Genomic DNA, 13,580 nt, shown 5'->3' with positions numbered 1-13,580 from the left:
ATTATGGATAACAAAGTACATATACTAATTGCCGATGATCATAAACTATTTGCTGAAGGACTCGCAGCGCTAATCGCGACTATTCCTGAAACCGAAAATGCCGGCATTGCGGGATCGGCACTTGAGGCGCTAAGCATCCTCCGGTCCAGGAAAGTGGATCTTTTGATTTCGGATATCCAAATGCCGGGTATGAGCGGCCTTGATCTTGTGAAAGAGGTCAAACAGAAATTTCCTGATGTGAAAGTATTGGTTGTCAGCATGTATTGCGAACCAGAGGTGGTTGAAGAAATCTTTGATGCCGAAGCGGAAGGATATATTCTAAAGGATGCAACCTATCAGGAGTTCAGTTCTGCCATCAGACAAATTCTCGATAACGGGACTTATTTCAGCAACAAGGTGATGGAAATGATGTTGCGCAGGATCAAAAAGGAGAAAAAACAAAAAAACAACCTCGTTCAACTCTCCCCGCGCGAGCTTGAAATTCTTCAACTCATCATTCAGGAGTACTCAAGTGAACAAATAGCCGAGAAGCTTTTTATCAGCAAGCGCACGGTTGACACCCATCGGAAGAACATTTTATACAAGACCAATTCCCAGACTCTGGTCGGGCTGATCCGTTATGCCTTCGAGAACGGACTGGTACCATAAAATACCTACCAGTACGTATCAAAAGTACCTTTTCTTACGGATGACAGGGGCTTATTGCCGGTGATATTTTTGTGCAAAACAAGAATGTCATGGAAATCAACACACGTAGGCAAAAGCTGTCATCGCGGGAGGTTGAAATATTGCGTCTTGTAGCTGAGGAATATACCTCAAGGGAAATAGCTCAAAAGCTTGGCCTGAGTGTACGCACTGTGGATACTTATCGCAAACAGATTATTCAAAAAACCGGTGCTGCCACACCTTTGGCCATGTTTAAGTACGCTGTGAGGAACGGCATCATCTCATCGCAAATGTTCAGAGAATTTTCAAAGGAAAACGGTAATAGCATTTAGAAAATCAGCTCGTACAGTAGTTTACGATTTGAGCTTTTAGATGAATCAGAACCAAAAGTTAAGATAGATAGCGTAGGCCGAAAAGTTAGAATAGAGTAGGCAAACAATCAATCAAAATCAAATTATGAAAGCAAGATTATTACTTCTGGCAGTAGCCCTCTTGATGTGGAATGTAGCATCATTTGCCCAGTTTGAAAAAGGACAGAAAGACCTGAATATTGGACTTGGCCTGGGTGCCCGTTTTGCGGCGGGCAGTGTGACTATGCCACCGGTTTCGGTAAGTTTTGAGGTAGGCATCAACGACAACATTTCAGTTGGAGGATATGCCGGCTACACCTCATCGGTGCAGGATTTTTCGGCACTGAACTACAAATGGAAATACAGCTATATTATCATTGGTGCAAAGGGCGCTTACCATTATCCATTGGTTGACAATATCGACACTTATGGTGGCATAATGTTAGGTTACAACATCGCAAATGTAAGTCTTGAAGGCTCAGTCAATCTCCCCACTCCATCCGCCGGAGGTTTGACTTATTCAGGATATGTAGGCGGCCGTTATCACTTCGGAGAAAAGTTTGGGGTGTTTGGCGAACTGGGCTATGGCATCTCCTGGATTACAGCGGGCTTGACCTTAAAACTATGACAAAACTTGTAGGTCATTTACAATACAATTTGTCTGCAAAACAAAGATGATGAGCAAATAGTTATTCATTTAAGAAGCAGGGGCTTAGAATCCCTGCTTCATATTTCCGAACAAACAAAAGTGTCTTTTATTCTTCATAAATCGCCCTGATTTATTACCTCGGCGGTTAAATATATAAAATAATTGTGTATTTTTGTCGTATGGAACGAATAGATTTTAGAAAACTACCTGACCCAGCGCTAAAGGAGATGCGCCGGTCAGCCATACGAATGTTGAAAAGTGGCAAAAAACAAGTTGAAGTTGCAAAGATGCTTGGATGCAGTGGCCGGACAGTTCACCTTTGGTGGAAATCCTATAAAGAAGAAGGGGTTTCAGCAATCAATCCTAAGACCAGGGGCAGAAAGCAAGGCGAAATGCGCCGTTTGGACAAGTTGCAAGAGAAAGCCATTAAAAGCATGCTCATTGACAAGCATCCTGAACAGCTTAAGCTGCCTTATGCCTTGTGGACACGCCATGCAGTTGCCCAGCTGATCCAAATGCAATTTGGGATTTTACTACCCATACGCACAGTAGGCGATTACCTCAAGCGATGGGGGTTTACACCCCAGAAGCCTGTTAAAAGTTCGTACGAGCAACAACCTGAACAGGTTAAGAGGTGGCTTGAGGAGGTTTACCCTGCCATAAAGGAAAAGGCAAAAGAACATGAAGCCGACATTATGTGGTGCGACGAAACCGGTTTTTCGAGTGAGGATAACAGGGGCAGGGGGTATTCGCCCAAAGGGGTAACACCTGTGAGAAATGTAACGGGCAAACGCTTTAGTACCAGTATGGTTTCGGCCATTGACAACCAAGGCAAGATACGTTGGATGGTCTATAAAGGGGCAATGAACATAGACCTTTTCCTCACTTTTTTGAAACGGCTTGTGCGCGATGCGCCCCGTAAGGTTTTCCTGATTGTGGATAATTTGAAAGTACATCATTCTAAACGGGTTTCAGCCTGGTTGGAAGAAAACAGGCTGCTTATAGAGCTGTACTTCTTGCCAGCTTACAGCCCCGAACTGAACCCTGATGAATATGTGAACAATGATGTGAAGAACAAGATAAGGAGCAAGCCTGCACCACGTAGCCAGGGTGAACTTGAAGGCTATGTGAGGTCATACATGCGAAAGCTTTACCACAACAAGAAGAAAGTCAAAAGCTTTTTTGAGCACGAAAAAGTAAACTACGCTAAAGCCTGTTAATTGATATGTTTAATTGCCGGAGTAATAATTTTTGTTGGTAATTATGTCCGACCTATTAGGGGGCTGTTACACCGCTTTGCTCCCACTGCTCAACCAAAAAAAACATTTTGTCTTTGCGCTCTTTACGAATCATATCCCAAAAATTTTAAGCGCAAATATCTGCAACCCAACCCCATCCTAAAATAGGCTCATGGCCGAAGGGTTACATTTTAAAATTTAGTCGGATAATAGTGATTAGAAATGTATTTTGTAGGTTAACATTGGCATAAACCCCATCTGGTAGGATGTTACTAATTTGCGCTTACTGTTATTCCAGTTTTGCGTAAAAATATTTTTTTGATTAGTAAGATTTTGCAGGTCGATTGCCCATTGCTGGTTAATTTTTTCTCCGTTGAGGTGATAACTGATTCTGGCATTCATCCTGAAATAATCGGGGTATCTGTTTTCGTAAGCATGTTTCCAATCGTAAACAACACCATTCCTTTTTAACGATTGTTCCACATCAACCGGTAAATACCTGTTCCCACCAGCATAAACTGTTTTTAAATCGAGTGCTATATGGCTGCGCTTGCCAATAGACCATTCGAACCCTCCCAACGCATTGATAACAAAATTATTATTGTATGCGGTGTTTCGCCATACGCTGTCAAACCCGCAATAATGTGATTCAAACATGGAGGCAGTGATAAGGTAATAGAAACCTTTGCGGAGAAATTTTTCCAGTGTCAGCTCTATACCATAATTTTTTCCCTTACCCTGGTTTACTAACTCATGAAAAACGATATAGCCAAACGCACCACCGTGATTAAGTGCGGCATATTCGGGACGCTGATGCGAAACAGGTATATGATATAACCATTGATAATACACCTCAGTTTTTAGTCTGTGTCCTTCGCCCAACAGTCGGTCATAACCAGCAACAAAATGCAGGCTACGCGAAAATCCTACATCTTTGTTAGTGCGTTGATATACCATCTGCGAAGTGTCCACCAATTCCTCCATCAGATAAACCGCCGTTGGTTGCGTCTGGCTGTGCATTCCGGTAGCAAAGCTTAAAAACTGGCCTGGCTTGAATGTCCACCGCGTTGCTAGACGTGGCTCGAGCGCAAATCCATTATTCAAAAGCAAAAAGGAGGAATGTAATCCAATAGAAGTACTAAGGTTGTTGCTGAAACGGTGCAGCCAATCGGTATAGGCCTGTACAAAAGAGAATAATCCTCTACCATTCATATAGTAAACATAACGATCAATATCCCAATGGTACTGTTTTCCGACGTATCGTGCATTTTTTAGGTCGCAATTGGTGCCAAGGTGCACGAAGTTTCTTGCATTGAACCGATGATGCAATCCGGTGGAAAACCTAATGGTAAGCTCGTGGTCATCCTCCACGATCACAGGAATTTCTTTATCATGCCCAAGGTCAACCATATCAGTGGTGTTTTGTAGGCCTGTGATGGCCAAATGGGTACTTAACCGGCTTTGTTCGCTGATAAAATGTAGGTGGTTAATTCCGATCACACCCATGGAGGCACCAAAACGAAGATCTGTTCCAGAGAAGCCATATGAAGCAGAGTCGCCCTGGCTGTCAAGCATTTCGATTCTGCTGATTCCACCAATACCGAACACGCTGATTTTACCCGATTTTAAAGGTATATTAACTTTGAATGCCAGGTCTTTGTACTGTGGAACTGCCTGGCCGGTGCCAAAACTCAAGCCTGCTGACCGAAGTAATTCAAGCGTACTATACCGGAAATTTGCCAGGAAAGATGATTTGCTCCACCGGAAAATAGGGCCTTCGGCACCTAATTCAAAACCGTTGAAGCCTACCTGGCCAGTAAATTCCCGTTTTTCGTTGTTTCCGTTGCGCAAACGCAAGTCGAATACCCCGGCCATAGCATTGCCAAATTCGGCCGGAAATGCGCCAGTGTAAAAATCGGAATTATCGAGTAAATTATTGTTCAGTATGCTTACAGGCCCCCCGGTTGACCCCATGGTACCGAAGTGGTTGGGGTTTGGGATGTCGATGCCTTCAAGGCGCCAAAGCAAACCGAAGGGAGAATTGCCTCTTATCACAATGTCGTTGCGTTGGTCGGTGGGCGACGAGACGCCTGCAAAGTTGGCTGCCATTCGTGAGGGGTCGCCCAGACTCCCGGCATATCGCTCCGTTTCTTCAACCGTGAATGACCTTGCACTCACCATGGCCAGCTCGTTGAGTGGCTTGTGTTTTTCCAGCTCCGGACGAACCTCAATGTCTGAAAGCTGGTATATTTTTTCGTCCATTCTAACAGTAAGAAGCAGCTCTTTTCCTGATGTAAGTAAATAATTCCTGAGGCTAACAGGCTCATAACCAATCATGCTCACCACAATGTCAACCCTGCCAACAATAATTTTTTCAAGTCTGAAATTTCCATCCGCATCTGAAATTGTACCTATCAAGGGATCGGTGCCGATGAGAATTATTGTTGCACCGGGCAACGGAATACCAGTCTGTGAGTCAATTACCTGCCCACGTATGGTTTGAGTATAATTTTGCGCTGATGGTGTGAAACCTCGCCCTTGAATAAGTAAAAGAATTGCAACTGCTACGACTACTTGGCACACTGAAGATGTTCCTGACATAGTGTTTCAATTTGGTTCGATTACAAATGCTGAAAATTGTGCCAAAGTTCTAACGGCCTCGTGCAGAATAAAATAAGTTTTTTATATGAAATATAGAGTGCGCTGATTGTTCATTATCGGACATCTTTGTTCACCAATGGACATGAATTCTTAAAAGATTTTGCATTATCCTGGTAAGCAAAATTTACCTCATCATCAATATTCGATTGCGAAATGGGAGGTACATCCAAGTCTTAATTTTTCAAAACTTCAGAAAAACAACTTTCATTAATGTTTCATTTAGTCACATTCAACCTATTGGTCATGCATTAGCAAATCGAAGTACTTGACCGAGTACCGATAACTCCTTACTTACTTTTTTTTGACGTTTTTTTTGTTAATTTGACAGCTTAATGCTGGGTTTGGCATTCGATGCATTCTGAAATCTTTGACTTTTACAAATACGGTGGCAGAGTTCCGTACATCCATAAAAAAATTAGCATAACCCAGTTCTTTTTCTCCACCATCCTATCGCACCTAATGCCAAGCGTATTGGTGTTTATCTTAAATACCTGACAGTGATGATTTGCTAGTTGTACAGGATTAAAATTGAAATTTGGGATGGAAGACTTTTAAATCAGTAATCAAATTAATGCCTACAATCCTGCGGTCTTGAGAATTGCGCGTGAGTTTATCACCTACACCATGCTGACGCCAATACCCCCACAAGATGAACTGCTGTTTCGTCCTGATCTGTATTCCGCTGGTATGACATATATATCTGTCTAAAAATAGGTTATAAGGTTCATTATGTAGGCATGGATTTCATTTGTGGCTTCCACTGCCAGTGGCGCACAAGCTCAAAGTCGGTGCAAATGGCCCATCTTCCTTACCTTTGTAAAAATTTTTCAGGATGGGATTGATTGAGGAGATCAGGCGCCGGCGAACTTTTGCCATCATCAGCCACCCCGACGCGGGAAAGACCACACTCACCGAAAAACTCCTGCTCTTTGGCGGGGCTATTCAGGTGGCCGGTGCGGTGAAATCGAACAAAATTACCAAGACAGCCACATCCGACTGGATGGAGATTGAGCGTCAGCGTGGAATCTCCGTAGCCACCTCGGTGATGGGATTTGAGTATAAGGATGTGAAAATCAATATTCTGGATACTCCGGGACACCAGGATTTTGCTGAAGATACCTTCCGCACACTTACAGCCGTGGACAGTGTGGTGGTGGTGATTGATGCCGCCAAGGGTGTGGAACCTCAGACCGAAAAACTGGTCAAGGTCTGCCGCATGCGCAACACTCCTATTATTCTATTCATCAATAAACTCGACCGGCCAGGACAAGACCCTTTCGACCTGCTCGACGAAATAGAGCGCAAGCTGCATCTGAAAGTTACACCCCTGAGCTGGCCTATTGGCATGGGGCCTACTTTCAAAGGCGTGTACAATATTTTCGACCGCAACCTCTATCTCTTCGAACCCAACAAGCAACGCGTGGAAGCCGGCATTGCCTTCGATGACCTGAGCAATCCTTTTCTGGTTCAGTATATTGGCGATTCCACCCAGCAATTGCGCGACGACCTGGAACTTGTGAGTGGGGTTTATCCGGATTTTGAGGTGGACGACTACCTGAGCGGTAAAATATGTCCGGTGTTCTTCGGAAGTGCATTGAATAATTTCGGAGTCAGGGAGTTGCTGGATTGTTTTATCCGGATTGCACCCACGCCTGTGGGCCGCGATGCCGAGGAACGGCTTGTAGATCCCACGGAACAGGCATTCACTGGTTTTGTCTTTAAGATACACGCCAATATGGACCCCAACCACCGCGACAGGATAGCTTTTGTGCGTGTGGTTTCGGGGAAATTCGAACGCAACAAACCCTATCACCATGTGCGCCTCGACCGCAAACTCAAGTTTGCCAATCCCACTGCATTCATGGCGCAGAAAAAATCGGTGGTCGACGAGATGTATCCCGGCGACATTGTGGGTCTGTACGATGCGGGCAATTTCAAAATCGGCGATACCCTCACCGAAGGCGAAGTGCTTCATTTCAAAGGTATTCCAAGCTTCTCGCCCGAACTGTTCCGCTATGTGGAAAATGCCGACCCCATGAAATCGAAACAGTTGGCCAAAGGTCTGGAACAGCTTACCGACGAAGGCGTTGCTCAGCTGTTTACAGGCAGGGCTACCGGCCGGAAAATAATCGGAACGGTTGGTGCACTGCAGTTCGAGGTTATTCAATACCGCCTGCTCCACGAATATGGCGCCAGCTGCCGTTACGAACCTATCACCCTTTACAAAACCGCCTGGATTACAAGCAACAACAAAGCAATGCTCGATGACTTCAAAGCGCGCAAAGCTTCATTCCTGGCACTCGACAAAGAAGGCAGGGACGTGTTTCTGGCCGATTCGCCCTATGCACTGCAAACGGCCATGGAAAAATATCCCGATATCAAATTCCACTTCACTTCTGAGTTCTGAAAAAGGAGCTCAGCAGTTTTAACAATTTTAAGGGTTGACCGACGGGCGGAATCTGCGCTGTACTATTATTTTTGGCAACATGAAAAAGTTTGCGTTAATATTCATAATCGTCTTTGCCTTTCTTTCTTCAGGTCTGAAAGCGGCTTACATCCTGGTTCCAATGGACCACAGCCAGACGAATCACCTCAAAGCTTATGGGGTGGCCTACTGGGTGCTCGCTCAGGATGTGGAAATCAGCTGGTTGCTAAACTACAGGGGAGGGTCGTACCTCATTCCGCACCATCCCGATATCGAAAAGGAATGCCGCCTGCGCAATGTGAGCTTTCAGGTGATTGCCAATGCCCAGGCCGATGCCATTCTGGCCGAGATAGCCGACATGGGCAACAATATGGATGAAATGAAACTGCAGAAAGCTCCACGCATTGCAGTTTATTCACCTAAAAACAAACTGCCCTGGGACGATGCTGTTACCCTTGTGCTCACCTACGCCGAGATACCTTACGATGTGATTTACGACGATGAGGTGCTCACGGGGGTGTTGCCCACTTACGACTGGCTTCACCTGCATCATGAAGATTTTACCGGGCAATATGGCAAGTTTTGGGCACGCTACCGAAATTTCCCCTGGTATCAGGAAGACGTGCGTATGCAGGAAGCCACAGCAGCCAGGCATGGGTTTCAAAAGGTTTCGCAACTCAAGCTGGCCGTAGTCAACAAGATACGCGAATTTGTGGCCGGAGGCGGATACATGTTTGCCATGTGCTCGGCCACCGACAGCTTCGATGTGGCCATCTCGGCTGAGGGACTGGATATTTGCGATGTGATGTTCGATGGCGACCCTATCGGTCCGGGGCATCCCGAAATGATACAATACCACAATTGCTTTGCGTTTACCGATTTTACCCTGGTCACAAATCCCATGGAATACGAAATCAGCAATATTGATGTGACCAACTACCGCTCGCGGAGCATCAACCAGAGCAATGATGTGTTTGTGCTGTTCGACTTTTCAGCAAAATGGGATCCTGTGCCTACCATGCTCACCCAAAGCCACGAGCGGGTCATCAAAGGTTTTATGGGTCAAACCACGGCATTCAACAAAGATTTTGTGAAGTCGGAAGTCATTGTGCTGGCCGACAACAAAGGTTTTGGCGAGGACAGGTACATTCATGGCACATTTGGCAATGGTTTCTGGACATTTTACGGAGGTCATGACCCGGAAGATTATCAACACCTGGTAGGCGACCCGCCCACCGATCTGGACATGTTCCCCAATTCGCCCGGATACAGGCTCATCCTTAACAACGTGCTCTTTCCGGCCGCCAAAAAGAAAAAACAGAAAACCTGAGTCGCAAGGCACTGCGAAATAGAAATAACAGGAATAAGCTGCAGGCAGGGTAATTAAACCCTTCAATCGTATTTCGCAACAATAAAAAAGGCTGCTCCGGTTGGGGGCAGCCTTTTTTGTGCTTTTTGGGGTTTATTCAAATTCCTTTTCCAAAATCTTGACCCATTTTTTCCTGACTTCCGCAGACTTTTTTGAATTTTTGAATTTTGCATTGTAAGTTGTTGTATGTCTGTGTTTTAAAAATTGGGTGTTTGGAATTTTGGGTGTTAATTTGGTTTTTGTTATGATATTTGCGGGTGTTTGTCAGGAAGCTAAAGCATAAAAGCGGCAGGATCTATGTACAAGTAGTTGAGAAGCTCGACCGCAAGTATAAAGTTAGGAAGAGTTTTGGGGCTGCCACTGATGAGGATGCTTTAGAGGCTCTGGTAAGACGGGCTCAACAATGGATTAAAGAGTATCAGTCGTTAGCGGAGTTTGACTTTGACCAGGAGAGAGCCGTTTATGCGGGTCTGCTCGACGCTATCACATCCCACAAGCTTGTTGGTATCGATCTGATTCTGGGAAAGATATTTGATGAGATTGGTTTTAATCAGGTCATTGATCCGTTGTTTAAATACTTGGTTTTGTACAGGTTGGTTTATCCCAGGAGTAAATTAAAGACAACAGAATACCTTTACCGGTATGCCCAGAAATCCATTTCGGAGGACAATATTTATCGATACATGGACAAGCTTTATAACACTCAGAAGGAGCTTGTTCAGCAAATCAGCTATAAGCACACGATGCGTATACTTGCCCAAAGGGTTCAAGTGGTGTTTTATGATGTAACGACGATTTATTTTGAGACCGACGGTGAAGATGATTTTCGGCGCACGGGATTTTCGAAAGAAGGAAGGCATCAAAATCCACAAATTGTTTTAGGGCTGCTTGTCGTCAAGGAGGCTATCCTTTGGCTTACGATGTTTTTGATGGAAAAAATTCGAAGGGCATACCATGTTACCCGTTATCAATGGGTTCAAGCAAAAGTATAACATCGAAAAACTGACTGTTGTAGCTGATTCAGGTTTGCTGTCGCAATCTAACATTGAAGAGCTTACAGTCAACGGACATGATTTTATTTTAGGAGCAAGGATCAAAAATGAAGCTCAGTGGATAAAAGAAAAGATCTGCAGCCATACTTTTAATGATGGTGACACAATAGTCATTGAGAAAGAAGGGTTCAGGCTTTTAGTCAACTACTCCCATCAAAGAGCAGAAAAGATAAATACAACCGGGAAAAAGGGGCTTAAACGATTAGAAAAAGCAATCAAGACAGGCAGGCTTACAAAAGCAGCTATCAACAATCGAGGCTACAACAAATTCCTGGAAATAGATGGGCAAGTTCAAGTTCGCATTGATCAGCAAAAGATACAGCAAGACCAAAGATGGGATGGCTTAAAGGGATACTTGACCAATTCTACCCTGCCCAAAGAGGAAATACTTGAAAACTACAACCAACTGTGGCTAATTGAGCGTGCTTTCAGAATTGCTAAAACAGATCTGAAAATCAGACCAATCTTCCACTATAAGCAAAGAAGGATTGAAGCACACATCTGCCTGAATTTTGTGGCATATAAAGTTTTCAAAGAGCTTGAAAGACAGTTAAAAGAGAAATGTTCAGATCTCTCAGCAGAAAAAGTAATTGAAATCGCACAAAGCATTTACGAAATCGAAATTACCACCCCAAAACAAAAAGAAAAAATCAAGAAAATCCTACTGCTGACCGAAGAGCAAATGAAACTGGCCCAAATCTTTGATATAGGGTGTTAATTTGCGGAAGTCAGGTGTGCCTACCATGCTCACCCAAAGCCACGAGCGGGTCATCAAAGGTTTTATGGGTCAAACCACGGCATTCAACAAAGATTTTGTGAAGTCGGAAGTCATTGTGCTGGCCGACAACAAAGGTTTTGGCGAGGACAGGTACATTCATGGCACATTTGGCAATGGTTTCTGGACATTTTACGGAGGTCATGACCCGGAAGATTATCAACACCTGGTAGGCGACCCGCCCACCGATCTGGACATGTTCCCCAATTCGCCCGGATACAGGCTCATCCTTAACAACGTGCTCTTTCCGGCCGCCAAAAAGAAAAAACAGAAAACCTGAAGCTTAGGGCCTAATAAAATGAATTTCACCAGAATGAGCTGCAGGGAGTGTTAATAAACGCTGCAATCGCATTTAGCTAAAATAAAAAAAGCTGCTCCGTCCGGAGCAGCCTTTTAATTGATCTTTGAGGCTTATTCAAATTCCTTTTCCAAAATTTTGACCCATTTTTTGATGCGGGCATCCGTCTGGTCGGCCTGGTTGTGCTCGTCAATCACGAGGCCTACAAAGCTGCCGTCTTTTTCAGCCAGCGAAAAAGCAAACTTGTATCCTTCAAGAGGCCATTGCCCGACTACGACATCCTTGTTTGGCAGGCGGCAGTAAAGGGTGCCGAGGCCGTCCACAAAACTGTCGGAATATTCTGCCTGATCGCCCAATCCGAACAATGCCACTTTCTTACCGTCGAAGTTAATCTGATCGAGCTCGTAGATAAAATATTCCCAGTCGTCCTGCATATCGCCGATTCCCCAGGCCGAGGTGCCAAAAATGAGGTATTTGTAACCGTCGATCATCTCAGGCGTGGTTTCGCCAATGTTGTGCAGCTCAGCCCTTTTGCCAAATGCTTTGGCTATGCGCTCTGCAACCGATCTGGTGCTTCCGCCTGTGCTACCGTAGAAGATGCCTATTTTTTCCATTTGGTGTTATTTAAAATCATTCTAAAAACGGTTGCAAAGATACACTATTCCTGCAAATTATCACTTTTACCGGTGTAAACAATCTCCTCTGCTGCAAAAGGTTCGTCAATCCTGCAGGTTTTGAGCACCTTTGAGTTCCTCGGCCATGATCAGCTTGTTGAGGATGGCGTAAACCGTCAGACCTGAGACGGTTTTAATGCCCAGCTTCCGGGTGATGTTTTTTCGGTGCGTCATCACAGTGTGCACGCTGATGAAAAGCTTCTCGCTGATTTCGTTATTGGTCAGGCCCAATGCCACCAGGCGCAGAATTTCGGTTTCGCGCTCGCTGAGCTGCTGGTCCGACTGAACTTCGTCGAGTATGCCCTGCCTGCGAAATAATTCCTCGAATGTTTTCAACAATTCGGCGCGTGCTGCATTGCAGGGTACAACGGCATCAAACTGTCCTGTAGCCGGCTGGGGTTGATGGGGATTGAGCAGTCCCACAAAACTGATTCCCGAAAGCCTGGTGTCGGTACGGTTGATATATGGCTGGAGCAACAGTTCTGGGTTTACTATGACCAACCTGGCCTGCGACCGTTGTACCAGCTTACCCAGATTGGCCACCGGGAGATCTGTTTCTTCCATACGAAACGAGAGTCCCATCTGGCTGAAGAGGATCTTAAACCCTTCACGCACAAGAAAGGAAGGCTCGATGAGCAATATCACCAGGGGTTGCTCCATGCTTGCTTAGGCCTTTTGGGTTGACGACAGCCTGCGTTCCATTTGCTCCACTATGGGCACAAGAATCAGGTCTTCCATGTGCGCATGATTGTTCAGATCCGCCTCGAGTTCGAAAAGCTCGTGCAGGATTCTGTTGAGCAGCCTGCTGTCTTTTGGCTTTGGTATGTATTTGATAATGATGTTCTTAAGGTCGAATAGCTTGGCCTCTACATCGTCGTGCTCTTCCTCGTATTTCTGTATTGAGTATTGCAGCGACCTGAGGTAAGCCAGGTCATCATCGTTGCCGCTCAGCGTAAAACGCTCAAGGGCAAGGATATATGGGTAAACAATCTGCTCTTCGTTCTGAATGTGCCGCGTAAGCTCGGATTTGTATTGCTGGAAAAAATCGCTCAGCAGACTGCGGCTTTTTCCGTCCAGGTCAGGTCGTTCCATGAGATTATTGAGCAGCGCCTCGATTTCGGGTATCCGGTATTCGAGGTAATCGTGGTGGGTGCGTTTCAGATAGGTAATAAGCTGGCTTGCAGCGAATTGCTGCAAGTTGTGCACCGGAAAGTAAGAAGGGTCGTGATAGGTATTGAGCACTTCGAGGAAGAAAGGCAGGTCGATGCCATACTCGGCACAGAGTTCAGCGGTTGTTTTTTCGCCAAAACCCAGCTGTATGCCAAAGCGATGGATGATGTGGATGAGATGGTGATTCAGATGCACCACATCCACCATCTTCATGTCTTTGCTGATATGCATTTGCTTTAGAATTTACGTACAA

Annotated in this window: 10 protein-coding genes and 2 pseudogenes; 8 read left to right on the top strand and 4 right to left on the bottom strand. The window is 45.1% G+C overall.

What is annotated here, in order from left to right; all coding sequences use genetic code 11:
* Positions 1–3 precede the first annotated feature (3 nt).
* From IPM52_03680 to IPM52_03665, 4 genes are all read left to right on the top strand, one after another.
* Positions 4–648 carry a response regulator transcription factor gene (locus IPM52_03680; GenBank protein MBK9290719.1) on the top strand — a complete coding sequence of 215 codons (645 nt, stop codon included), beginning with the start codon at positions 4–6 and terminating at the stop codon, positions 646–648.
* Between the two features lie 89 nt (positions 649–737).
* Positions 738–998 (top strand): response regulator transcription factor, encoded by a 261-nt coding sequence (locus IPM52_03675; GenBank protein MBK9290718.1) that lies wholly within the window; start codon positions 738–740, stop codon positions 996–998.
* 124 nt (positions 999–1,122) lie between these two features.
* Positions 1,123–1,644 carry an outer membrane beta-barrel protein gene (locus IPM52_03670; GenBank protein MBK9290717.1) on the top strand — a complete coding sequence of 174 codons (522 nt, stop codon included), beginning with the start codon at positions 1,123–1,125 and terminating at the stop codon, positions 1,642–1,644.
* Between the two features lie 200 nt (positions 1,645–1,844).
* The gene (locus IPM52_03665; GenBank protein MBK9290716.1) at positions 1,845–2,885 is read left to right on the top strand and encodes an IS630 family transposase; all 1,041 of its coding nucleotides are present in this window, start codon (positions 1,845–1,847) and stop codon (positions 2,883–2,885) included.
* 234 nt (positions 2,886–3,119) lie between these two features.
* Here IPM52_03665 and IPM52_03660 read toward each other — a convergent pair whose 3' ends face one another.
* Positions 3,120–5,360 (bottom strand): TonB-dependent receptor, encoded by a 2,241-nt coding sequence (locus tag IPM52_03660; protein ID MBK9290715.1) that lies wholly within the window; start codon positions 5,358–5,360, stop codon positions 3,120–3,122.
* Positions 5,361–6,396: 1,036 nt separating this feature from the next.
* On the opposite strand from IPM52_03660, the gene IPM52_03655 reads away from it, so the two are divergent.
* The 4 genes and pseudogenes from IPM52_03655 to IPM52_03640 all read left to right on the top strand — a co-directional run bounded on the left by IPM52_03655 (position 6,397) and on the right by IPM52_03640 (position 11,465).
* Positions 6,397–7,971 carry a peptide chain release factor 3 gene (locus IPM52_03655; protein MBK9290714.1) on the top strand — a complete coding sequence of 525 codons (1,575 nt, stop codon included), beginning with the start codon at positions 6,397–6,399 and terminating at the stop codon, positions 7,969–7,971.
* Between the two features lie 79 nt (positions 7,972–8,050).
* Positions 8,051–9,319, top strand: a complete 1,269-nt coding sequence (locus IPM52_03650; GenBank protein MBK9290713.1) for an asparagine synthetase B — start codon at positions 8,051–8,053, stop codon at positions 9,317–9,319.
* Positions 9,320–9,615: 296 nt separating this feature from the next.
* A pseudogene (locus IPM52_03645) lies at positions 9,616–11,128 on the top strand (IS1634 family transposase).
* A 16-nt stretch (positions 11,129–11,144) separates the two neighbouring features.
* A pseudogene (locus tag IPM52_03640) lies at positions 11,145–11,465 on the top strand (asparagine synthetase B).
* A 131-nt stretch (positions 11,466–11,596) separates the two neighbouring features.
* On the opposite strand, the gene IPM52_03635 reads toward IPM52_03640, so the two are convergent.
* The 3 genes from IPM52_03635 to IPM52_03625 all read right to left on the bottom strand — a co-directional run bounded on the left by IPM52_03635 (position 11,597) and on the right by IPM52_03625 (position 13,558).
* Complete coding sequence (locus IPM52_03635; protein ID MBK9290712.1) at positions 11,597–12,097, bottom strand: flavodoxin; 501 nt, start codon at positions 12,095–12,097, stop codon at positions 11,597–11,599.
* 105 nt (positions 12,098–12,202) lie between these two features.
* Positions 12,203–12,817 carry a response regulator transcription factor gene (locus IPM52_03630; GenBank protein MBK9290711.1) on the bottom strand — a complete coding sequence of 205 codons (615 nt, stop codon included), beginning with the start codon at positions 12,815–12,817 and terminating at the stop codon, positions 12,203–12,205.
* A gap of 6 nt (positions 12,818–12,823) precedes the next feature.
* Positions 12,824–13,558: a hemerythrin domain-containing protein gene (locus tag IPM52_03625; protein ID MBK9290710.1), complete on the bottom strand. Its 735-nt coding sequence runs from the start codon at positions 13,556–13,558 to the stop codon at positions 12,824–12,826.
* Positions 13,559–13,580: the final 22 nt, after the last annotated feature.

This window comes from Bacteroidota bacterium (assembly GCA_016715945.1).
Classification (GTDB): Bacteria; Bacteroidota; Bacteroidia; order Bacteroidales; family F082; genus JALNZU01.
The sequence above is the reverse complement of the archived record's forward strand: the minus strand, read 5'-3'. Positions and strand labels throughout refer to the sequence as shown.

Coding starts and splice junctions, on each gene's coding strand:
- IPM52_03680 (MBK9290719.1), top strand. CDS start 4: ATGGATAACAAAGTACATATACTAATTGCCGATGATCATAAACTATTT.
- IPM52_03675 (MBK9290718.1), top strand. CDS start 738: ATGGAAATCAACACACGTAGGCAAAAGCTGTCATCGCGGGAGGTTGAA.
- IPM52_03670 (MBK9290717.1), top strand. CDS start 1,123: ATGAAAGCAAGATTATTACTTCTGGCAGTAGCCCTCTTGATGTGGAAT.
- IPM52_03665 (MBK9290716.1), top strand. CDS start 1,845: ATGGAACGAATAGATTTTAGAAAACTACCTGACCCAGCGCTAAAGGAG.
- IPM52_03655 (MBK9290714.1), top strand. CDS start 6,397: ATGGGATTGATTGAGGAGATCAGGCGCCGGCGAACTTTTGCCATCATC.
- IPM52_03650 (MBK9290713.1), top strand. CDS start 8,051: ATGAAAAAGTTTGCGTTAATATTCATAATCGTCTTTGCCTTTCTTTCT.
- IPM52_03635 (MBK9290712.1), bottom strand. CDS start 12,097: ATGGAAAAAATAGGCATCTTCTACGGTAGCACAGGCGGAAGCACCAGA.
- IPM52_03630 (MBK9290711.1), bottom strand. CDS start 12,817: ATGGAGCAACCCCTGGTGATATTGCTCATCGAGCCTTCCTTTCTTGTG.
- IPM52_03625 (MBK9290710.1), bottom strand. CDS start 13,558: ATGCATATCAGCAAAGACATGAAGATGGTGGATGTGGTGCATCTGAAT.